The following is a 20,839-nucleotide window of genomic DNA, read 5'->3' as shown; positions in this document are numbered from 1 at the left end:
CACAAAATGGCTGGAAAGACTTTATCCTTATTCGTATTGAAATCGCATTGGCTTTGGCATACTCCTGAATCAACACGGAAATGTATGCTTTCTTATCTGTTTGTATACCTACGATGCGGTTCTATCTCTAACAGTGTGGTGCATAGATGATTGATTTTTTGAATACTGCTTTTCTCTTTGGGGCTTCTGAAAAATAGCAATAGTTTTGATGCAGATGAGGAAGCACCACTCGCAACACCGCAATTTACGGGCTTCAATGAGGATGTGAGACGTGGGCTGACAACGTCCTGCGCGAAAATAGGCTATTTTTCAGAGGATCCCTTTATCTGATTGTCGACGCTGTTCGAAAGACCGGTGATATCAGAAAATACTTCCATTCATGAGAGAGTGCTGCAAACGAAGAAAAACTCGAATGTTTCTGGTGTCATTTGATTGATGCTCCGTCACGTGGTATTTCTCCAGCGTTGATTGAGGAGTTTGACAGGTCAAACCATGACACCCAGTGAGTCGGAAAAACTTCGTTTGGAACATCAGGCCGCCAAACTGTTCATGCGCTGGTATGAAAAAAACACCGGAGAAGCGATCCGTCATATCTGGCATAACCAGCCACAGAAGCCAGACGTTTCGTGTTTTTTGCAGGGTGAAAAACTGGATCTCGAAATTGCTCATTTGTATGGCTCGGATACGGAGGCCATGAAGATACTCGCGCGTGAACTGGATGATAAGACGCTTGAGGAGCTCAGAAACCTTGAACAGACAGATATTGCAACGCGGCTATTACAGGCCCTTAATCGTATTCTGGCCAATAAGGCGGAAAAAACTTACAACAGCCAACGCGCCTGGCTGGTAATTCGTAATATGAACCCCAGCTGGCACCGCGACGATATCGAACAGCTGGTTCATCGGATTGAAGTGCCTGGAGTGCATCCGTTTGAGCAGATATGGATTGTCGCGGACCGTGAAGGACAAAGCGGTATTGTTCAGCTCTATCCGTGACGGTGGTTGTCATGCACATCCAACAGCTGTTCGAATCGTTCGATCGGTACCGGGCGACTGAACAAATAACCCTGGCAGTGCAGGCAGCCATGCTGATTTAGAAACTGTCTCTGAGCTTCGGTTTCCACGCCTTCAGCAATCACTTTCAAGCCCAGGCTACGGGTCAGCGAAATGATTGTCTGTACGACGGTGGCATTGTTTTCGTTGTGGGGCAGGCTTTGTATGAACGATCGATCTATTTTGACTTGCTCCAATGGTAATTGGGTCAGGTAGGACAGTGATGAGTATCCGGTGCCAAAGTCATCGAGTGAGAACCCAATTCCCATGCTTTGCAGCTGTTTCATTTTGGTGATGGCGCCTGGAACATCACCGAGAATCATGGTCTCGGTCATTTCAAGTTTCAGGCGGTTGATGCAGGCTCCACTGTCGCTGATGGCCTGACTGACCTGTTCCACAAAGTTGTCCTGGTGAAACTGACGGGCGCTGACGTTGACCGCCAGTATCAGGTTTTGAGTCCGGTCTTCCTCTGACCAGCGCATTAACTGGCGGCAGGCCTGTTCCAATGCCCATTGACCTAAAAGCTCAATCAAGCCGGTCTGTTCCGACAGTGGAATAAACTGATCGGGATAAATAATGCCACGTACTGGATGACGCCAGCGGATCAGAGCTTCAGCGCCGATGATGATGCCGGTGCTATCCACTTGTGGCTGGTAGTGCAATTGAAACTCGCCGTTGTCGACGGCTGCCCGCAGTTCAGACTCCAGTGTGGCTCGCTGAGTCAGTACCGATTGCATCTGGGGGTCAAAAAAACGAATGGTATTACGACCGGCATTCTTGGCCTGATACATGGCGATATCAGCTTGTCTTACCAGGTCTTCAGCTTGCTCATCTGTAGATACCATCATTGTGACGCCGATACTGGGTGTGCTGTGATATATCTGGTCGGCAATTGTGTAGGGGAGAGTCAGCAGCTGCTGAATCTGCTCGGCAACCTGTTTGGCCTGACTGGCAGCGTGATGGGGATTATCGCTCAGTTCTTCCAGCAGCACTATAAACTCATCTCCCCCCAGTCGGGCGGCGGTATCGCCCTCGAAAATAAAGTTCTGAAGTCGTTCTGCGACCTGTACCAGCAGTTGGTCACCTATGTCATGGCTGCCACTGTCGTTGAGTACTTTGAAGTTATCCAGATCAACCAGGATGACGGCATTGTTATGGTTGCTACGGGCCCGGTTGGTCTGCGCCTGTCGCAGGCGATCCATAAACAGGCGGCGGTTAGGGAGTCCGGTTAAGAGGTCATAAAAGGCCAGGCGCTCTATTTCCTGTTCAGCCTGTTTGTTGGAAGTCAGATCGAGAAAAGTTCCCACATAGTTGGTGATTTCTCCCTGATTGTCCCTGACGACGTTGATACTTAACCATTCAGGATAGATTTCCCCATTTTTGCGGCGGTTCCAGATTTCTCCCTGCCAATGCCCAAATTCATTCAGTTGTTGCCACATGCTGTCATAAAAAGCGCTGTCATGGCGTCCGGATGACAGAAGGTTGGGGGTTTTGCCAACCACGTCCTCACAGCTGTAACCGCTGATGTCGCAGAAGGCCTGATTCACCCGCAGAATACGGTTCTCAGCATCCGTGATGGCAATGGCTTCCTGGCTGTTGAATGTCGTGGCGGCAATTCTGAGTTCCTGTTCTGCACGCCTGCGTTCGGTGACATCGTGACCAATACCGACCAGGCCGATGACATTCCCCCGGCTGTCAAATACTGGGTTTTTGCTCAGTTCGAACAGACCTTTATGTCCGGTCTTGGTAAATGTAATCCAGTGTTCTATGTGCAGTGGTTGGCCCTGGTTGATGACCCAGAGATCTTCTTCATCGAAAATTCTGGCCTGTTCCGGAGGATAGAAATCAGCAGCTGTACGGCCAATGATGTTTTCTTTGGATGTACCGAACAGGTTTTCCAGCTCCTGATTGCAATTGCGAAAGTGACCTTCCCGGTCTTTTTGCCAGGCGAGATCCGGAATGGCTCTCACCAGTGATTGCAATTCTGCTTCACGCGCTTCGAGATGCTGATAGTTGAGCCAGGTGGTAAGGCCCATCGATAGGCGGCGGCCAATCTCTTTGAATATTTTCTGGTCAAGAGTGGACCAGGTACGTTTGCTGCCAATAGTTATAATCGTCAGTGTCCATGGTTCTCCTGTCAACGGATAAACGGCGATTGCCATGCCGGATATAGGCGGCGGATTATCGTATTGTTGCTGTAATTGTGAGGGAACGGGCTGCTCTGAACCTTCACCAAACATTACCGGGTCCTGGCTGGCCAGCAGGCGGTTGAAAAAGTCGACTCCTTCTTCCAACAGTGGGTACTGGCTGTTTTGTTTCATGAGAGGAGGCTGTTCATCCGTGTGAGCCATGACTCTGATGCTCCAGTATTTTGCGGCCGGATCGCATGGGCCGGACAATAAGGCTTTACTGACTCTGAAAATGTCCAGGATCAAATCCAATGCTCTGCGCATAATGTATTGGGGATCACCTGCTGATTGCAGAATCCGGGTAATCTGATCGATGCGTTGCAGATAGCTTAAAAACTCACCCTGACGCTTTTTCTCGGTATTCAGGCGTTTGATCTGTTGCTGGTAGCCGTTAATCTGCCGTAACTCGGACAGGCGACAGGCAATGTCATCGGCAATGGCTTTCAGCATGGAATTCTCCCGCAGGTCCTGTTCTGCGGATGGCAGGCAAATTTCCAGGATTCCGAATATGGTGGAGCTGAGGTCGGACAGCGGTATTAATATGACTGGCTGTTTGTTGAAGGAAGCGGGCGGTGTTTGCTGTTCCGGGTGTATGACATGATAAGTCCGGAGATCGTGCAATGCCTGTTCATAGAGTGAGTGATCGAACTCAGAGTGTGCTGGTGAACTATCGGGATAGCGTGCACCCCGTTCGAAGTTCTGATCCGGTGTATACATTATGAGGCTGCAACTGGGATAGTTGCCAACTTCCACAACCAGACGACAGACCTCCATTAGTAGTGAAGTCTCGTTTTTGCCGTGAATCAGAGCTTTGCTAAGCCATTGCCGTAACCGTTCCAGTTGATACAGATGATGACTGTCTTTTGGCGCTACGGTTTGATGATTCTGGTGGTAAATACGATTGGACATATTAACCTCTTCCAAGCCGGATGATTAAGCAAAGCATCGGCTTTGGTCCTAGCTACAGAATGTCTTATTGATGGTGATTAAAACGGGAAAACCGTGACAACACGTACATACCAAGGCGGAAAGGCCCTATGGTGGTAATGGAGATAATCCCGAATGTGTTTATAGTCAGCAGTATAGTGGAAAATGTTAGGCGTCAGATAGAGGCATGAAAACCTCCACCTTTAATCCACCGTGGGATGAGACGGAAAAAGTCATCTTTCCTGAGTATCCGTTAACGATATCGTGACACATGGATAAGCCAAGGCCGTGTCCGGAAATGCTTTCATCCAGTCTTATCCCGCGGTTGGTGATCATCTGTAGGTCGGACTCGGAAACGCCTCTTCCATCATCTTCTATAATGGTTTTCCAGCCCTGAGATGTGCTGGTGATGGAAAGGTAAATATGGCTGTGGGCGAATTTATTAGCGTTGTCGAGTAGATTGCCCAGCAGTTCCAAAATATCATCGCGATCCTGAGGGATAACCAGTTGCTGAGGATAACTGACAGAGCTTTTTATGTTTGGATATAAGGTATTGAAGATCTTGATCAGTTGTTCAATATCTTCGTTCAGAACCGCGTACCGTCCTGGTGTGGCCATGCCGGCAATTCGGGCACGTTTCAGTTCCCGTTCAATAATATGATGGAATTCCGACAAGATTCGTTCGCCTTCGGTTTCCTGGTCTGTTGGTAAGTGTTCCAGCAGAGAACGAAAACGTTGAAGCGGGCGTTTGAGTTCGTGAGCGACGTTGCCAACAGCATTTCTGGAACGTTGGATGCGTTGTTCGAGTTGGGCCAGTAAGCGTTCTATCTCGTCCATCAGTGGCTGAATTTCGATCGGCAGTTTTTGCGAATCGGGTTTGGATTCCCCCAGATGAATGTTTCTGACCATTTGTCGGATGGTATCCAATTTGCTGAATCCGCGCTCCAGTACCCGATATTGCAGATAAGCCAGCAGCAGCATGGTAAAAATCGACATGACGATAACCAGTAGCACAATCCCGCGCTGGGACTGTTCGATAGGTCGGATATCCTCTGCAACCCAAATGCTCACCGGCCGGTCGTTCTTGGTCAGTGAAACCAAGCAGGCATACCATTGTTCATCGATTTCCTGGCAATGGTTTTTTTCCCAGAAAGGTGTGATATCGAGATCAAACAGAGAGCGGGAGCGGAATGTCTGATCATCGGCCTTGACGACAAAATAGTGACCGGAATTAACACGCAGATAGAGGTCAGACAGAACCTTGCTATTCAGTTGCCAGTGTTGCTGATCATCCAGGCTCAGTGCGGTGATGATATTGTCTGCATCATGTAGCAGCCGACTTTCAATATAGTTCAGCGTAAATTTTTCAAAACTGTAGGCAAGTACCGAGATCAGAATGATCAGTGGTAGAGAAATGGTCAACAGCAGATTGATGTGCAGATTGCGTTTAAGGGAATACACGTGCCGCCCTATTGAAATTTAAAGCAGTAGCCCTGACCACGTCGGGTTTCGATAGTGGACTTACCGAGCATCTTGCGCAGCCTGTTAATATATACCTCGATCACATTGCTGTCTTTCAATTGGTCTTCTTCATACATTCGTTCACTGAGTTCGGTTTTGGAAATGACTTTTCCGGGATTGCTCATCAGGTAGTGTAGCAACCGGTATTCGATTCCGGTCAGTTCAAACGTTTCTCCATCGCCGTTGGTCACTTGTTGCCGATCAGTGTTCAGAGTGATGCCAGAACAACATAGCTGACTACCACTGCTGCCAAAGCGGCGTCGGATCAGCACTTCCAGACGTGCCAGCAGTTCTTCTCCGTGAAATGGTTTGCCAAGATAGTCGTCGGCACCGGCTTTTAGGCCATCAACCCGTTCATGCCAGGCATCGCGGGCGGTCAGAATAATAACCGGCATGTTCAGGTTTAGCCGGCGCCAGTGTCGTAGCACTTCCAGGCCGTTTTTTTGGGGTAGCCCGAGGTCGAGAATCACAATGTCAAAAGCTTCTTCGGTACCCAGGAACTCTCCATCCACACCGTTATTGGCGACCTCTACGGTATACCCGGCGCGGTTCAGTCTGGGTTTCAGCTGTTGTACCAGGGTGATGTCGTCTTCGACCAGCAGCAGTTTCAAATCTGATTGTCCTGATTAGAGTTATGGTGATTGTTCATCAATTGGCCATTGCGTGCATTCACTTTCAGTGTATAAACCACCGAATCTGGGTTAATGATCTCCAGTTCATAAATGATGGTGTCCCCCTGTTTTTTGACCTCTACATCCAACAACCGGCCTTCGATCTTGTTTTTCTTGAGAATCTGGGTCAGAGGTAGGGTTTTGCCTTCCTTGACCCAGCTATGAACGCGATCACTATCGCGATCGTGGGCTTCGTCATCTTCCCGTTCGTGAGAGTGCCCCTGAGGGCTAATCATCCCAATGGCCAAAACCAGGAATATCCACCGTATCTTCATCAAAAATACCTTGTTCTGCCTTGTCGTGACAGGCGTTACAGTTGCTCAGTGAACCTACTTTGGGGTTGTTCTGAACCATTTTTTTCGGAATCTCATGATGTTTGCGCTTATGGTATGGCAATTCAGTAATTCTCAGTGGCGGATTTGCTGGCAGTTTGCTGAGGATTCTGCCAATTCTGCCTTTGCGATTCGACTCCTGTTCAAGATAGCTCAGAATCGTTTGTCGGGTGGTATCGTCCAGTTCGGCATTATCCCCGAAGTGGTTATCCAGTCCATTCATGATTTGAGTCCAGCTTGACATTGGAAGCAGCTTGGCAGGATAAGCCATATGGCAGGCCCCGCATTCCTCCGAATAAGTGGCATTTGGGGTGACGAGCGACCGGTCGTTGAACGCCAGAGTCAGACCATCGTCTTCGTCTTCGTCATCTTCATGTTCGCCGAAGAGGCTGGATAACGGTCCGGCAGCGAATACCATACTGCTGATACTGACGGTCAGAACCAGGCCCATTATCAGGACGCCCACGAACCATTGCCATTTGTTCATTTCCGTATTCATATTTTGATTACCTTATTGTTGACTTAACCACGTCAGAACATCGCCTTTTTCCTGGGCTGTGCATTCCCGCCCAAGGGTCCAGCGACAATTGCGAAACAGCCATTTTTCAACCTTTGCCTGGTCCGTCAGTCGGTCCGGGTTTACCGATGGGGCCATTGGGTCGATGAGCTTGCCGGTATTGGCATGCTTGCCAGGTTTACTGACATCCTGACCATGACACAAAGAGCAACTGCGGCCATTATGATCCTGCTGCCAGAGTTCACCTCCGGCTGCGGCTGTAAATGGTCCTGCCCCCTGCTGGCTAAAGGCGGTCAGTAGATTATCTACAGTACTGTCTGCATAGGCCGAACCAGCCATGATGGTCGATAGTAAAATGAGTGTTTTGAGCAGATGAGTCGACATGGCTGGCTCCGATCAATGAGAGGTGTGATCACTGCTTTTTTTGCCATTTAACATGGCTCTGACCAGGTTTTCCTTGTGTAGCCAGCTGCTGGCAATGACTCCGGCAACATGTAAGGCGACCAGTAAAACTGTAAGGTTGGCAAACAATTCATGAACCTCTTTGAGGTCATGTTCGTTCATGGTGGCAAAAAAGCTATTGGCCAGAGGACCTTCACCGTCGACAGAAAGCAGTGCCATGCCTGAAAAGGCGGTCAGGGTGACCATCAGCAACAGTGCTACGATCATGGCAGCACCGGCAGGATTGTGGCCAATAAAGCGTTTGGCCTTACCTTGGGTAATGTCCTTGAGGTAGTTGATGGTTGTGCCTGGACCGGTCACGAAGTTGCGGAACCGGGCATGATGAGTGCCGATTATGCCCCAGATCAGACGGAAGGCCACCAGAGAGACGATCCCATAGCCGGCATAAGCGTGTAATGGCATAACTTCGCCTTCGGTCAGATAGGCGATGATGAAAAAACTGGCGAGGGACCAGTGAAATACCCGAATCAGAGGATCCCAGACTTTAATGGTCGTGTTGCTAGGTTGAGTCATGTTCTGCGCTCTTGTTAATAAATTACCGCCAGCTTAATTGCGGAGCCTTAAAACAAACTTAAGTGCAGAACAGAATCATATCGTGACTGATCACTCTGATGTTGCGGGCAGGGGAGTATTGTTCAGGAGTCGTTGGAATTTAGCTGAATGCGCCCCTGGGGATAAAAAATAAGGTTGTGAAATATAGTGCTTTCGAGATCGGAGTCATTGCGATACCCGTGTTCGCGATTGGCATCAAAATGAAACGTCTGGCCGGGCTGAAGTGGGTGCCAGATATCTTCACTGAGTATCGATAAATGGCCACTGATGACCATCACGTGTTCAATGACGCCGGGTTCGTGAGCTGTCGATTTGCGCATGTATCCTGGCATCAGTTCCAGTTGCAGCAACTCAATTTTCATTTGTGGATCATAGGGTATTAATGGTTGTACCCGTAACAGGCTGCCGGCAGGTTGATATAAGGTGCCAGAGCGATTGCCTTCTGTACCGGCAGTCAGTGCCATCAATTGTGATAATGATAGCTCATAGCCGCGTGCAATCTTCCAGAGGGTATTGAGAGTAGGGCTAGATTCACCTCGTTCGATTTGACCCAGCATCGCTTTACTGACACCCGTCTTCTTGGCGGCGGTATCCAGACTCCATTGATTTTGTTTTCTGAGTTCTTTAAGGCCACTGGCAACCTTTTGCGAAAATTCCATCAAGATGACTCCAATGCTGTTGATTCGATATCACCGTCTGTTATCTACGGGGTGAATAAACAGGCAAGTTATAACACATGCGTTAATGAATATCTCACGCGTGACATTATGTGGCATTAAGTTTTCGTGATAACTTTCGGCTGGATCCATAGATGAATTATCGTTGTAAATGTGTTGGCAGGGAGGTTCTGAGGTTAGCGTAGTTCTTTTTTGCTTAGCGTTAGATTAATCTTCTTGTGCGTTATAACGCACGGTGATAGGCTGCGTCAGCTAATTGGTATTTTGGAGATTCTGAATGTTCAGGGATTTGTCTGTCAGTAACATCTGTGCTGGTCTGATCGCAGTCATTGTGGGGTTTAGCAGTTCAGCCGTGGTGGTGTTTCAGGCCGCAGAGGCAGCTGGTGCCTCTGGTGAGCAAGCTGCTTCATGGCTTTGGGCGTTAGGGCTGGGAATCGGGATTACTTCCATCGGCTTGTCATTACAGCATCGTATTCCGTTGGTTACCGCATGGTCTACACCCGGAGCCGCAGCTCTCATTGCCAGTTTGGCGGGTTTTAGTCTTGAACAGGCCATTGGTGCATTTGTGATGACCGCAGTCTTGATATTGTTGGCTGGCTGGAGCGGTCAGTTTGAACGCCTGACCCGCTCGCTTTCACCCGCCATTGCCAACGCTATGTTGGCAGGGGTGTTGCTGCCCTTTGGTATTCGTGTCTTTTCGGCGATAACAGAGCAACCAGTGCTGGTACTCAGTATGATTGGTAGCTATTTCTTGTTTCGTCTATGGCAACCTAAGTATGCGGTTCTGGTCGTGGCCGTACTGGGATTGGTGGTCGCGTGGATGCAGGGTCAGATTCAGGTGCAGACATTAAGCCTGAGTTTCGGCTACCCGGTGTGGCAGTCACCGGAATTTTCACTGCGGGCTTTTCTGAGTCTGACAGTGCCATTATTTTTGGTGACCATGGCTTCCCAAAACCTCCCCGGTATTGCGGTATTGGTGAGTAGCGGTTACCGCGCTCCCAGTTCTTCGATGCTGAAATGGACCGGTGCCACTACCTTGATGTTGGCACCTTTTGGTGCTTTTGCTTTAAATTTGGCTGCGATTACCGCTGCGATTTGTGTGACGGAAGATGCCCATGCCGATAAAGATAAACGGTATATTGCCGCCATTTCTGCAGGCGTATTCTATTTATTGTTGGGGGTGATGGCAGGTACTGTGGTTGCCTTTTTTGCGTCCGTTCCCGCTGCATATCTGGCAACTTTGGCTGGGCTGGCCTTATTGCCAACGATTGCCAGCAGTCTGTTGGTTTCCCTGTGTGATGAAGAAGACCGTGAGGCTGCACTGGTCACACTGCTGGCGACGGTATCGGGGGTTGTCGTGTTTGGTATTGGCAGCGCATTCTGGGGAATGGTGATGGGATATCTGGTGCACTGGCGGCGTGGGATTCTTTCCTGTGTTCAGTGGACGAAGTGACCAGCATAACGGGTCAGGGTTTCTGTAAGTTTGCGGCTGAGCTCGCTTTTCAGGTCCCAAATATGCCAAAACAGTGGAACTTGCAGGTCGGTGCCGGGTTTCAGTTCTATCAGGTCTCCGTTTGCTATGGCTGGATAAGCCTGCGGGGCGGGAATCATGCCCCATGCGTGGCCACGACAAATAAAATCCAGGTAGGACTCTACGGATGGGATGCGGTGGGTGGGAACTGGCCCGGTAATGCCGAAGTAGTGCTCAAGGTAGCGCTTTTCCAGACCATCCTCCTGGTTGAATTCGAGGCATGGCAGAGTTTGTAGCTGAGTGGCGGAAATATCGTCGTAAATTTGATGACGCTGTTTGAATTCCGGTGCGATCAGACACAGGTAAGTCATAGTGCCAAGGCTGTAGCAGTTACATCCATTAACAGGAGAGTTGCTTGAACTGACACACCCCAGTACTTCACCACTGAGAAGCAGGTCGTGAGTACGATCCTGGTCGTCGACTCTGATATCAATCAATAACTGTTCGGATTTGATCAAGGGGTCCAGTGCGTCTAGTAACCAGGTGGCCAGGCTGTCGGCGTTGACTCCGATTGCCAGTGTGCGTAGTTGTCCGGCAGGCGGTTGGTAGTGGTTGAGCATCTCATGTTGGAGGTGCTCCATCTGCCGAAAGTATTTCATCACGATATGTCCGTCATGAGTCAGGTTTGGCGGAGTGGAGCGTATCAATAGAACTTTTCCGAGCTGTCGTTCTAATTGTTTGATTCGCTGAGACACCGCAGACTGAGTGAGTCCGAGCTTCCTGGCTGCCTTATCAAACCCCTTTTCATCTATTACACAAGCCAGAGCCTGTAATTGGCGAATATCTATCATTAGTATTATTAATGAATCCGTAAAATTATTAATTTAATTGATTTTATGTAAAGAAATACACTTCTGCCAACATTGAGTGAGGGTATTTCGTTGATGGATTTTGTAGCGGTTTTTCTTAAGGGGTTTATGACCGGGGGAAGTCTGATTGTGGCAATTGGTGCCCAAAATGCGTTTGTGCTGACCCAGGGGGTACGGCGGCAATATATCGGAACCATTGCCGTAACCTGTACGTTGCTGGATATGGGGCTGATTTTTTCCGGTATTACAGGGTTGGGGGTGTTGATTTCATCGAATCCGGTATTGTTATTGGTCGCTTCGGCGGGAGGTGCATTGTTTCTTACGGTTTATGGTGCCCGGTCGTTACGGAGTGCCATAACGTCTCAAAGAATGGAACGTAGTGCGATATCTTTGCAATCACACTCCAGTGCGATTGCTGTAACGCTGGGATTGTCATTGCTGAATCCACATGTTTATCTCGACACGGTATTGCTGGTAGGGAGTATCGGTGGTCAGTATGAGGCTCCTTTGCGCTACTGGTTCGGTTTTGGTGCTGTTTCAGCTTCGGCAGTATGGTTCTTTATGTTGGCTTACGGTGCTGTCCGATTGAGTCCGTTATTCAGCCAACCAATAGCCTGGAAAGTTCTGGATGTGTTGATCGCTGCTGTTATGTGGTCGATTGCCGGCACACTCTGGTATCAAGCGTGGCTGCATTTTCAGCAGTGTAGTTTTTGCCTATAGCCTACCTAACGGTTTTCAGAAGTTATCAGGTTGGTGTCATATCTGACCTGAATAAGATTGATAAATATTCTTGTTCTCTCTTTCGTGCCGGCAGTGAGTTGGATCAGGTTGTCGTCAGGGAATCGGCTTGATTTCTGGCCTCCCCTCTCTTGTTCAGTGATCAGGTAAAGACTTATATCAGTTTATATGTAACCGTTTACAGGGGCGAGATTATGCGATTAAATATCCGCCGTCAAAATTGCCTAACGGTAATAGACGGGATTGAAGCAGTTTATTGGGCGTGGAATACAAATGAGCAGAAACGAATGCTCGGTCCTAATGCAGAAATCAGGGGTGCAGCAGGCGCTGTGGCAGGTAAGAATTAAAACGCACAAATGATTGTGCAGGTGAGTTCATTATGTCGATACAAGCAGAAAGACAATACGGCTATTTTGATGATGCCCATCGGGAGTACGTCATCACGGAGCCCAAAACACCATACCCATGGATAAACTATCTGGGGGATACGGCATTTTTTTCATTGCTGTCGAATACCGGAGGTGGGTACAGTTTTTATAAGGATGCCAAGTTCCGTCGTCTCACCCGTTATCGTTATAACAATGTTCCGGTCGATACCGGTGGTAAATATTTTTATATCAAAGATGGCGATGTGGCCTGGTCGCCCGGCTGGAAGCCTATGCGTACACCTCTGGACAAATACGAATGTCGCCATGGTATGGGTTATAGCCGTATTACCGGAGAGAAAAATGGACTGCGCAGCTCAGTATTGTTTTTTGTTCCCCGTAATGAAGACATCGAAATTCAACAGATGACACTGACTAACCTCAGTGATGAGATCAAAACCATTAAAGTGTTTTCGTTGGTGGAGTGGTGTCTGTGGAATGCTGAAGATGACATGACCAATTTTCAGCGTAATTTTTCTACCGGTCAGGTGGAAGTTAAAGATTCTGTGATTTATCACAAAACCGAATATCGTGAGCGTAGAAATCATTATGCGTTCTATTCTGTGAACCAGAAAGTAGACGGTTTTGATACCGATCGGGATGGATTTCTCGGTGAACATAATGGTTTCGATACCCCGGCCGTAGTTGATAAAGGTGAGTCCAATTACTCCATTGCTCATGGTTGGTCACCGGTTGCGTCCCATTATCTGGAAATCATTCTGGCACCCGGTGAGGTGAAAGAACTGATCTTTACTCTTGGTTATGTCGAAATGCCCGAAGACCAGAAATGGGAAGAACCTGGCATTATCAACAAGAGCAAAGCACGAGACATGATTGACCGTTTCAACAGCGTTGATCAGGTTCATTTGGCATTCCGGGAACTCAAGGATTACTGGGATCATCTGCTCAACAAATACATTGTGACGACCGATGATCCGCGATTGAATCGAGGGGTAAATATCTGGAATCAGTATCAGAATATGGTGACTTTCAATATGTCACGTTCGGCATCCTATTTTGAGTCCGGTATTGGCCGTGGCATGGGATTCCGCGATTCCAATCAGGATTTGATCGGCTTTGTTCATCTGGTACCAGAACGGGCTCGTCAACGTATTCTCGATATTGCGGCTACTCAGTTTGAAGATGGCTCCGCTTATCATCAATATCAACCGTTGACCAAACGGGGAAATGCGGCCATTGGTGGTAACTTTAATGATGACCCCATGTGGCTGGTGCAGGCGGTAACTGTTTATCTGAAAGAAACCGGTGATTTTTCCATTCTTGATGAGTCAGTACCTTTTGATAATGATGAAAACAATTGTGCAACATTATTTGAGCATTTGGGTCGTTCCTTTAACTTTGTAACCCGTAATCTGGGTGAGCATGGATTACCTCTGATTGGCCGTGCGGACTGGAATGATTGCTTGAATCTGAACTGTTTTTCCATGGAGCCCAATGAGAGTTTTCAGACAACAGAAAACCGCGAGGGTGGTCGTGCTGAATCTGTCATGATAGCCGGTCAGTTCGTTTTGTTTGGTAACGATTATGTCGAGTTATGTCGTTATCGGGACCAACATGAAGAGGCCGAAAGAGCCAGTGGGCATATTGATGCGATGATTGAAGCCATCAAAAAGCACGGCTGGGATGGTGAATGGTTCCTTCGTGCTTATGATGCATTTGGTAAAAAGATCGGCACTCATGAGGCAGAGGAAAGCAAGATATTTATCGAGTCACAAGGTTTTTGCACGATGGCTGGTGTTGGTCTGAAGGAGGGGTTGGTCAGTAAGTCTCTTGATTCGGTCAATAAATATCTGGCTTGTGATTATGGCATTGTGCTGAATTATCCGGCTTTTACACGCTATTACGTCGAGTACGGTGAAATTTCTACTTATCCTCAGGGCTATAAGGAAAATGGTGGAATTTTCTGTCATAACAACCCGTGGATCATGATTGGTGAAACCGTTCAGGGTAATGGTGATCGTGCATTTGAATATTACACCAAGATTGCTCCCGCCTATCAGGATGATAAAGTCCGGCTGCATAAAACCGAACCTTATGTGTATGCCCAGATGATTGCCGGCAAAGAAGCAGCAACTCCGGGACAGGCCAAAAATTCCTGGTTAACAGGTACCGCTGCCTGGAATTATGTAGCCATTACTCAGGCTATTCTTGGTATCAAACCACAATATGATGGACTACAGGTTGACCCCTGCATACCAAAAGCCTGGACCCACTATTCTGTCGTCAGGCAGTTCAGGGATGTGACTTACCACATCGATATCTTTAATCCGAAAAGTGTCAGCAAGGGCGTGACTTCCGTTGTTGTAGATGGCGAACCTATAACGGGTAATATTCTGCCTATGTTTGAACCGGGTACTGAGCATCGGGTCACGGTGACCATGGGGTGATCTGACTTCTCTCCCCATCTTTCTTTTGTGGTGGGTAGGTGGTCAGCCCGTCGCCTGCATGGGGAGAGATTTTAGTCACATTAATTTCATCATCAGGCACATGGCACTATGATATTTGCTGTCTGCTGGCTAGAATGTACGGCACAGCTCCGTCATTATGTGGTGCGCTATATTCTATTGCATCACTCTAATTAAATGTTTGGCACTCAACACCAATAGCAGGGAATATCTGCATGATCACAATCCGCGATGTATCCAAGTATGCAAGTGTTTCTGTAGCGACCGTCAGCCGGGTAATTAACGGTAGCCGGTGGGTATCTGACGAGACTCGCAAAAAAGTACTTGCTGCCATGAAAGAACTTGGTTATCAGCCAAACTCTTTTGCTCGCTCTCTGGCAACGAACAAATCACAGACCGTTGGTATGGTCGTTGGGGACTTAAGTGGTCCGTTCTTTGGTGAGATGATGCAGTCTGCAGAGCAGGTTGTGCGTATGGCTGACAAACATCTGATTATTACCAGTAGTCATGGTACGGTCGAAAGCGAAAGTGAGGCTATCGAATTTTTGTTACAGCGGCGAGTGGATGTTTTGATTCTGCACCTCGATGCGATGCCTGACGATAAGTTGATTGAACTGAGTGAACAATTGCGGATACCGGTGGTTATCGTTAATCGACTGGTTCCCACAATGGAAGAACAGTGTATTTCCATTGATAACGAACTGGGTGGTTATATTGCCACTAAACATTTGCTTGAACAGGGACATCATTCCATTGCATGTATTGCTGGCCCGATCTACAAAAGTGATTCCCGCTCCCGCTTAAACGGCTATCGTCGTGCACTCACGGAAGCCGGAGTCGATTATAAAGAGCATCTTATTGTCGAATCCGATTATACCGAAGAGGGTGGCAAGGTCGCAGTTAAGGAGCTTCAGGAGCGTAATCTCTCTTATTCCGCTATTTTTGCACATAATGATCATATGGCCATTGGTGCGATGGGATGGTTAAAAGGTAAAGGGGTTTCTGTCCCGAATGATGTCAGTATCATTGGCTATGATGACATTATCATGGCCCGTTACGTGGAGCCGTCTTTGACTTCGGTGATCATCCCGGTTTCTGAGTTTGGTCGTCAGGCTGGTCTGATGGCTTTGCAGTTGTCAGGTGAACAACAGGATGACGTTGTTTTGCGCTTTAAACCCGAGCTGGTTATTCGTAATTCAACCCGCCGTCACGGTAGTTGAACCCGGCGTTGTGAATGGCAGATATTGACTGCATATATTTGCCTTTCGCAAAATTTTCTCTTTAGCACCTTCCCTAACTGCTGAAAAAACTTGAATAGGCGGTTGTAGCGGAAGTGACTTGCGGTACTTTCCTTTCTGATTTGAGAACCATCGTGTCACAAGAAAAAGATCCCTTTCCCGGGCGGTTAATCGATTGTCCAGGGTTTTTAAATCTGGCTGCAGGTCGTTTGATCGGCACAATTGCTATGCAGATTCAAGCGGTTGTCGTGGCTTGGCATCTTTATGCGTTGACGAATGATCCTCTGGCTCTGGGGTATGTCGGGCTGGCTCAGTTTGTTCCTATGGCATTGTTCACGTTGCCTGCGGGAGACTTGGCGGATCGCTTTGATCGACGGTTGCTGTTAACGTTAGCTTGGCTGATTCAGGGCTGTGCGGCGATCATCCTGCTAATGCTGACATTGTTCCATACCGATGTTTTGTGGCCCTTTTATGCTGCGCTGGCATTATTTGGCATCGGCAGGGCATTTGCCGGACCCTCCATGCAGTCTCTGCTTCCGCTGGTTGTTCCCAAAAAACTGTTACCTCAGGGAATTGCCTGGAACTCTTCGGCTTTTCAAATTGCGGTCATCGCTGGCCCGGCTCTTGGTGGGCTTGTGTATCTGCTTGGGGCGGATTTTGCGTTTGGTCTATGCAGTGTGATGTTCTGTATTGGGGCGCTGGCTATTTACTTTATAACCCCACAGCTTCAACAGCAAAAAGGCCCTTCGGGTGCGTCGGCATTGGAGCGTTTGAAAGAAGGGGTTAGTTATGTCCGTCATCGCCCAATTGTGCTCGGAGCATTGTCACTGGATCTGTTTGCGGTTTTATTGGGAGGTGCTACTGCCCTGTTGCCAATTTATGCGAAGGACATACTCCATGTGGGCCCTGGTGGGTTGGGAGCATTGCGCAGTGCAATGGCGGCCGGAGCGTTTGTCGTCGGTATTTTCCTCGGGTATTTGTCCATCAGGCGTCATGCAGGATTGATAATGTTTGCCAGTGTGGCTGTATTTGGTTTGGCGACAGTGGTATTCGCGCTTTCAACCAGTTTTGTCTTGTCGTTATCGGCGCTGTTCATTATTGGGGCCAGCGATATGGTGAGTGTATATGTTCGCGCCAGTCTGATTCAGATGGCTACTCCTGATGCCATGCGGGGGCGGGTCAGCGCGGTTAATATGCTATTTATCGGTGCCTCGAACGAGCTGGGAGAATTTGAATCCGGTACTACCGCGGCCTGGTTTGGAGTCGTACCGGCGGCAATAATTGGGGGTGTTGGGACGATACTGATTGTCGGGCTATGGATGCGATGGTTTCCAGCCTTACGTAAGGTCGACCGCCTAAGTGATGTGACGTCCTGATTCCGACTATCTGTTGATTCTGATGATAAAGAGGTCAACCCCGATGATTAAACGAATTGCGAGCATCGTTGGTACGGAAATGTCTGTTGTGATGGGTCAGGCGGTGCAGGTCCGACAGTTGAGCCGAGTCAGTGGCGGGGATATTTGTGACAGCTTCAAAGCACAGACTAATATTGGCCCGTTGTTCGTCAAACGATGTTCTGCGCAGGATGGCGACTTACTGCGGGCAGAATTCAAAAACTTACAGTTACTGCATGCAAGAGCTGAAATTCGTGTACCAGAGGCAAAATCTGTGTCTTTTCACGAAAATGATACATTGCTTGTGATGGAGTATCTTGATTTGGCTGGAAGTACCCATGATTGCCAGCTGGGGCGGCGGTTGGCGGCACTTCATCGACACACGGGGTCAGTTTATGGGCTTGAATATGATAACTATATCGGTCGTACGTTTCAGAAAAATACAGCAGAGGAAAGGTGGTCTGTATTCTGGTGGAACAATCGGCTATTACCTCAGTTACAGATGGCTTGTGATCAAGGATTTTCGAGCGCAGTAGAGAAATATGTTCGTCCTCTGAATGATGTTTGTCAGCAACTGCTACATGATCATCAGCCTGTTCCTTCTTTGTTGCATGGAGATCTGTGGGGTGGTAACAAAGGGTATCTCAAGGACACCACGCCAGTAATATTTGATCCCGCATGCTATTTTGGCGACCGGGAAACAGATGTTGCGCTGACTGAATTATTTTCTGGGTTTGATGCGGAGTTTTATCGCGAATACCAGGAGGTCTGGCCTTTGGATGATGGATATAGATATCGAAAGCTACTATACAACTTGTACCACCTCCTGAATCATCTGAATTTGTTTGGTGAACTTTACTTGGCTTCCTGTCTGAAACAAATTCAAGGCCTCCTGGTATTGAAAGAGTCAGGCAGAATTGTGGATATCAAATAATAAAGGGATGCATGATTGCGCCATGCAAGGGTTCACAATATCGGTGCTTCTTGGTTCCAGTGCTTGTGAATGAGTCGTCGAACAATGGACGGTGGCGTCAATTTGGGAAGGGCAGAGTATCGCTCAGATCGGTCATTTCTGTTTTATAAGCTCCGGTTTGGGGCGGCACATCTTATGTCTCGATCATTGTTACACAAGGATAAGGCACATCCGTTCCAGCGGATATATCAACGATGCTGCCTTGTCTTAATAGTCTAAATAATATACATCAGCGACCCTGGGGTAAGTTGCCTGTTATGGGGATTTTGCTTTTCTATTCCTGCAGGTTGCGTATCATTCCTTGGTGCATAAGTTGGAAGCAATGGTCTTATGCTGTGAGGCTTTACTTAGAAGGTCTGTCACACTATGCTGTTTTCCTGGATCGCGTCATAGTGCCAAAAGAATTATCGCTGGTTTTTAAAATACAGGAACCATATCACAAACTTTTGCGGGCTTGTTAGATACCATATGATTAACCCATTAATTATTAACTGCTGGAAATCTGGCGTGGAGAAGGGCTAGGATGCTCAAACAGTTGTTCCAAACCACTATACTCGTTCTAATCTCAATTGTGTTGTTCAGTTCTTGTGCAACATCCAATTTGAAATTCCAAGTAGAGTCCTCAGAGACTCTGAATCCTGATGTTCAAGGAAATAATTACGCTGTTATCGTGCGGGTTTATCAATTGACAGATCCTCGCCTGTTTGATCGTGCTCCCTACGATGAGCTTTGGAAAACAGGTCCCGATATGCTTGCTGATACATTGATTTCAGTTCATGAATTCACTGTTCAGCCAGGTTTCGAGGGGGTTCTGAATATTGATAAGAAGCGCGGTGCCGAATATGTTGGCGTAATGGCCTTCTTCCGCTCACGGGAAGGTTCATGGAAGGTATATCAAAAAGTTAAATCCGGAGTGTTCAGCAAGTCTGCAAAACTCAAGCTGAACGTAACAGGATCTAACATCAATATGCAGTACCGATAGTTCTTCCTGCTCAATCATTAGATAGAATTATTAAAACCTGGAGGTCTGAAAAGGGTTCTGGGTTTCTGTATTCAGGGATCGTTTATGAAAGGTTTTCGCAAAGTCATTTGGGCTGAAGGTGTATTTCTTGGACAGCAACATTTTCAAGCCTGGGATACCTACCAGTCTCATTATCAAAAATTAAAGACAAGAATATATGAGCCGCATTTCTGGGGAGTTAAAGAGCTCGAATGGAATGAAGCAGCTCTCCAGAACAGTCGTCTTGAACTTGTGAGATGCCTGGCCGTTTTTCCAGATGGTAGCTTGATTGATTATGACCGGAAGTATGACAAACCGGTCAGCTACGATCTGTCGACACTGAATTCAGAATCTCAGGTATTTGCGCTCTCTTTTCCCAGTAATGATATGGCTGACAGTATCACTGGTTATGCTCCATCTGGCAGTGCTGTCGGATGGCACTCAGAGCATGTTGATGTGCCTGATCAGTATGATCCATCAAGAAAACGTGATGTATTGCTTGGTCAACCTAATATGCATTTGCATATTTCAGGTGAAGACCGTGCCAATAATATTTCACTGAATGTCGTTAGGGTGATTCGTAGTTACGATAATGCTTTTGAGTTGGACAAAAACTATATCCCTCCTGTCTTGAGCCTGGATGCTGCGCCAGTGTTATCTGAGCAATTGGGCAGCGTCATCGATATATTGCAGTCTCAGTTTAGGTCTTTGCACGAGAAGCGTGTTGGGCTTGGAGATGTTGGTTCTTTTTTGTCTTCTGATCTGGCCGATTTTCTGTTGCAGTCGGAGTTGACTGAGGCGCTGGCAGAACTGCGGGTGATGGGCGACAACAAGGCAGTACCGGTGATTGATTTCTATCGCTTGCTGCGGCGCTATCACGATCGTATTGCTCTGCACCTTGCTCCTGAAAAAGTGCCTTTTAGTGGTACTTATGAACACGACGATCTGACTAGGTCTTTTAATACACTATATCAGTCAGTACGGGCTGTTTTAGGTGCTGAGCGTAAACGGGCTGAAGCTGGTATCGCAATTGAGGCTTTGTCTCCCGGGCGATTCCAATCCACAAAAATCTCCCAAGAAGCATTTGATAAGTGTTCGTTTTACTTGTCGGTTTATATTGATGCCAGCGATACTTCATGGATTGCTCAATTCCCCACCTTCTTTAAAGTTGCATCTCCATCTCTGATTGAAAATATGGTGGCTAGTGCCACACCAGGGGTTCAACTGGTTCATACTCAGCGCGTTCCTCAAAAAATACGCATTAAATCCGGCTATGAATATTTCTTGATTACAAAAAGTGGGGATGTGTGGGCGAGTATCTGTCGTGACCAGCAATTTTCTGCGTTTGCTTTCGGAGAATTTGCAAAGGCCAAGGTCGAATTGATTGCTGTTGAGGAATAAGTG

The 20,839-nt window shown here is 47.7% G+C and carries 18 protein-coding genes; 9 read left to right on the top strand and 9 right to left on the bottom strand.

Translation table 11 applies throughout. The annotated features are described in order from the left end of the window. Positions 1-492: 492 nt before the first annotated feature. Positions 493-996 (top strand): hypothetical protein, encoded by a 504-nt coding sequence (locus tag ACQY6I_RS13015; protein WP_428241920.1) that lies wholly within the window; start codon positions 493-495, stop codon positions 994-996. On the opposite strand, the gene ACQY6I_RS13010 is transcribed toward ACQY6I_RS13015, so the two are convergent. From ACQY6I_RS13010 to ACQY6I_RS12975, 8 genes are all read right to left on the bottom strand, one after another. Further along, on the bottom strand, positions 987-4,151 hold the full coding sequence (locus tag ACQY6I_RS13010; RefSeq protein ID WP_428241919.1) for a sensor domain-containing protein: 3,165 nt from the start codon (positions 4,149-4,151) through the stop codon (positions 987-989). The genes ACQY6I_RS13015 and ACQY6I_RS13010 overlap by 10 nt on opposite strands. A 186-nt stretch (positions 4,152-4,337) precedes the next feature. Beyond that, the gene (locus ACQY6I_RS13005; protein WP_428241918.1) at positions 4,338-5,630 is read right to left on the bottom strand and encodes a sensor histidine kinase; all 1,293 of its coding nucleotides are present in this window, start codon (positions 5,628-5,630) and stop codon (positions 4,338-4,340) included. 8 nt (positions 5,631-5,638) lie between these two features. After that, positions 5,639-6,301, bottom strand: coding sequence for a response regulator transcription factor (locus ACQY6I_RS13000; RefSeq protein ID WP_428241917.1), 663 nt, complete (start codon positions 6,299-6,301; stop codon positions 5,639-5,641). Further along, the gene (locus ACQY6I_RS12995) at positions 6,298-6,597 is read right to left on the bottom strand and encodes a PepSY domain-containing protein (protein WP_428241916.1); all 300 of its coding nucleotides are present in this window, start codon (positions 6,595-6,597) and stop codon (positions 6,298-6,300) included. The genes ACQY6I_RS13000 and ACQY6I_RS12995 overlap by 4 nt, the downstream gene beginning before the upstream one ends. Next, positions 6,590-7,192 carry a diheme cytochrome c gene (locus tag ACQY6I_RS12990; protein WP_428241915.1) on the bottom strand — a complete coding sequence of 201 codons (603 nt, stop codon included), beginning with the start codon at positions 7,190-7,192 and terminating at the stop codon, positions 6,590-6,592. Before ACQY6I_RS12990 ends, ACQY6I_RS12995 begins: the two co-directional genes overlap by 8 nt. A 12-nt stretch (positions 7,193-7,204) precedes the next feature. Further along, complete coding sequence (locus ACQY6I_RS12985; protein ID WP_428241914.1) at positions 7,205-7,594, bottom strand: DUF1924 domain-containing protein; 390 nt, start codon at positions 7,592-7,594, stop codon at positions 7,205-7,207. 12 nt (positions 7,595-7,606) lie between these two features. Beyond that, positions 7,607-8,185, bottom strand: a complete 579-nt coding sequence (locus tag ACQY6I_RS12980) for a cytochrome b/b6 domain-containing protein (RefSeq protein WP_428241913.1) — start codon at positions 8,183-8,185, stop codon at positions 7,607-7,609. A 122-nt stretch (positions 8,186-8,307) separates the two neighbouring features. Then, the gene (locus ACQY6I_RS12975; RefSeq protein ID WP_428241912.1) at positions 8,308-8,883 is read right to left on the bottom strand and encodes a helix-turn-helix domain-containing protein; all 576 of its coding nucleotides are present in this window, start codon (positions 8,881-8,883) and stop codon (positions 8,308-8,310) included. A 295-nt stretch (positions 8,884-9,178) separates the two neighbouring features. Here ACQY6I_RS12975 and ACQY6I_RS12970 point away from each other — a divergent pair, with 295 nt between their 5' ends. Further along, on the top strand, positions 9,179-10,354 hold the full coding sequence (locus tag ACQY6I_RS12970) for a benzoate/H(+) symporter BenE family transporter (RefSeq protein ID WP_428241911.1): 1,176 nt from the start codon (positions 9,179-9,181) through the stop codon (positions 10,352-10,354). Here the strand turns inward: ACQY6I_RS12970 and ACQY6I_RS12965 are convergent. Beyond that, positions 10,339-11,223 (bottom strand): LysR family transcriptional regulator ArgP, encoded by an 885-nt coding sequence (locus ACQY6I_RS12965; RefSeq protein WP_428241910.1) that lies wholly within the window; start codon positions 11,221-11,223, stop codon positions 10,339-10,341. The genes ACQY6I_RS12970 and ACQY6I_RS12965 overlap by 16 nt on opposite strands. Before the next feature lie 93 nt (positions 11,224-11,316). Between ACQY6I_RS12965 and ACQY6I_RS12960 the strand changes: the two genes are divergently transcribed. The 7 genes from ACQY6I_RS12960 to tssK all read left to right on the top strand — a co-directional run bounded on the left by ACQY6I_RS12960 (position 11,317) and on the right by tssK (position 20,836). Further along, complete coding sequence (locus tag ACQY6I_RS12960) at positions 11,317-11,961, top strand: LysE/ArgO family amino acid transporter (protein ID WP_428241909.1); 645 nt, start codon at positions 11,317-11,319, stop codon at positions 11,959-11,961. A 397-nt stretch (positions 11,962-12,358) separates the two neighbouring features. Next, complete coding sequence (locus ACQY6I_RS12955) at positions 12,359-14,812, top strand: GH36-type glycosyl hydrolase domain-containing protein (RefSeq protein ID WP_428241908.1); 2,454 nt, start codon at positions 12,359-12,361, stop codon at positions 14,810-14,812. Between the two features lie 233 nt (positions 14,813-15,045). Further along, positions 15,046-16,050 carry a LacI family DNA-binding transcriptional regulator gene (locus tag ACQY6I_RS12950; RefSeq protein WP_428241907.1) on the top strand — a complete coding sequence of 335 codons (1,005 nt, stop codon included), beginning with the start codon at positions 15,046-15,048 and terminating at the stop codon, positions 16,048-16,050. Positions 16,051-16,202: 152 nt separating this feature from the next. Beyond that, the gene (locus ACQY6I_RS12945) at positions 16,203-17,444 is read left to right on the top strand and encodes an MFS transporter (protein WP_428241906.1); all 1,242 of its coding nucleotides are present in this window, start codon (positions 16,203-16,205) and stop codon (positions 17,442-17,444) included. A 43-nt stretch (positions 17,445-17,487) separates the two neighbouring features. Next, positions 17,488-18,396, top strand: coding sequence for a fructosamine kinase family protein (locus ACQY6I_RS12940; RefSeq protein WP_428241905.1), 909 nt, complete (start codon positions 17,488-17,490; stop codon positions 18,394-18,396). 562 nt (positions 18,397-18,958) lie between these two features. Beyond that, complete coding sequence (gene tssJ, locus ACQY6I_RS12935; RefSeq protein WP_052830146.1) at positions 18,959-19,417, top strand: type VI secretion system lipoprotein TssJ; 459 nt, start codon at positions 18,959-18,961, stop codon at positions 19,415-19,417. Positions 19,418-19,501: 84 nt separating this feature from the next. After that, on the top strand, positions 19,502-20,836 hold the full coding sequence (tssK, locus tag ACQY6I_RS12930; protein WP_428241904.1) for a type VI secretion system baseplate subunit TssK: 1,335 nt from the start codon (positions 19,502-19,504) through the stop codon (positions 20,834-20,836). Positions 20,837-20,839: the final 3 nt, after the last annotated feature.

It is taken from the genome of Gynuella sp., from assembly GCF_050297175.1.
In the GTDB taxonomy this organism is placed as follows: Bacteria; Pseudomonadota; Gammaproteobacteria; order Pseudomonadales; family Natronospirillaceae; genus Gynuella.
Note: the sequence above shows the minus strand (reverse complement) of the source record. Positions and strands in the feature narration are given on the sequence as shown.

Excerpts from the sequence above, each read along its gene's own strand:
- ACQY6I_RS13015 (WP_428241920.1), top strand. The coding sequence starts at position 493 with ATGACACCCAGTGAGTCGGAAAAACTTCGTTTGGAACATCAGGCCGCC.
- ACQY6I_RS13010 (WP_428241919.1), bottom strand. The coding sequence starts at position 4,151 with ATGTCCAATCGTATTTACCACCAGAATCATCAAACCGTAGCGCCAAAA.
- ACQY6I_RS12995 (WP_428241916.1), bottom strand. The coding sequence starts at position 6,597 with ATGATTAGCCCTCAGGGGCACTCTCACGAACGGGAAGATGACGAAGCC.
- ACQY6I_RS12990 (WP_428241915.1), bottom strand. The coding sequence starts at position 7,192 with ATGAATACGGAAATGAACAAATGGCAATGGTTCGTGGGCGTCCTGATA.
- ACQY6I_RS12985 (WP_428241914.1), bottom strand. The coding sequence starts at position 7,594 with ATGTCGACTCATCTGCTCAAAACACTCATTTTACTATCGACCATCATG.
- ACQY6I_RS12980 (WP_428241913.1), bottom strand. The coding sequence starts at position 8,185 with ATGACTCAACCTAGCAACACGACCATTAAAGTCTGGGATCCTCTGATT.
- ACQY6I_RS12975 (WP_428241912.1), bottom strand. The coding sequence starts at position 8,883 with ATGGAATTTTCGCAAAAGGTTGCCAGTGGCCTTAAAGAACTCAGAAAA.
- ACQY6I_RS12970 (WP_428241911.1), top strand. The coding sequence starts at position 9,179 with ATGTTCAGGGATTTGTCTGTCAGTAACATCTGTGCTGGTCTGATCGCA.
- ACQY6I_RS12965 (WP_428241910.1), bottom strand. The coding sequence starts at position 11,223 with ATGATAGATATTCGCCAATTACAGGCTCTGGCTTGTGTAATAGATGAA.
- ACQY6I_RS12960 (WP_428241909.1), top strand. The coding sequence starts at position 11,317 with ATGGATTTTGTAGCGGTTTTTCTTAAGGGGTTTATGACCGGGGGAAGT.
- ACQY6I_RS12955 (WP_428241908.1), top strand. The coding sequence starts at position 12,359 with ATGTCGATACAAGCAGAAAGACAATACGGCTATTTTGATGATGCCCAT.
- ACQY6I_RS12950 (WP_428241907.1), top strand. The coding sequence starts at position 15,046 with ATGATCACAATCCGCGATGTATCCAAGTATGCAAGTGTTTCTGTAGCG.
- ACQY6I_RS12940 (WP_428241905.1), top strand. The coding sequence starts at position 17,488 with ATGATTAAACGAATTGCGAGCATCGTTGGTACGGAAATGTCTGTTGTG.
- tssJ (WP_052830146.1), top strand. The coding sequence starts at position 18,959 with ATGCTCAAACAGTTGTTCCAAACCACTATACTCGTTCTAATCTCAATT.
- tssK (WP_428241904.1), top strand. The coding sequence starts at position 19,502 with ATGAAAGGTTTTCGCAAAGTCATTTGGGCTGAAGGTGTATTTCTTGGA.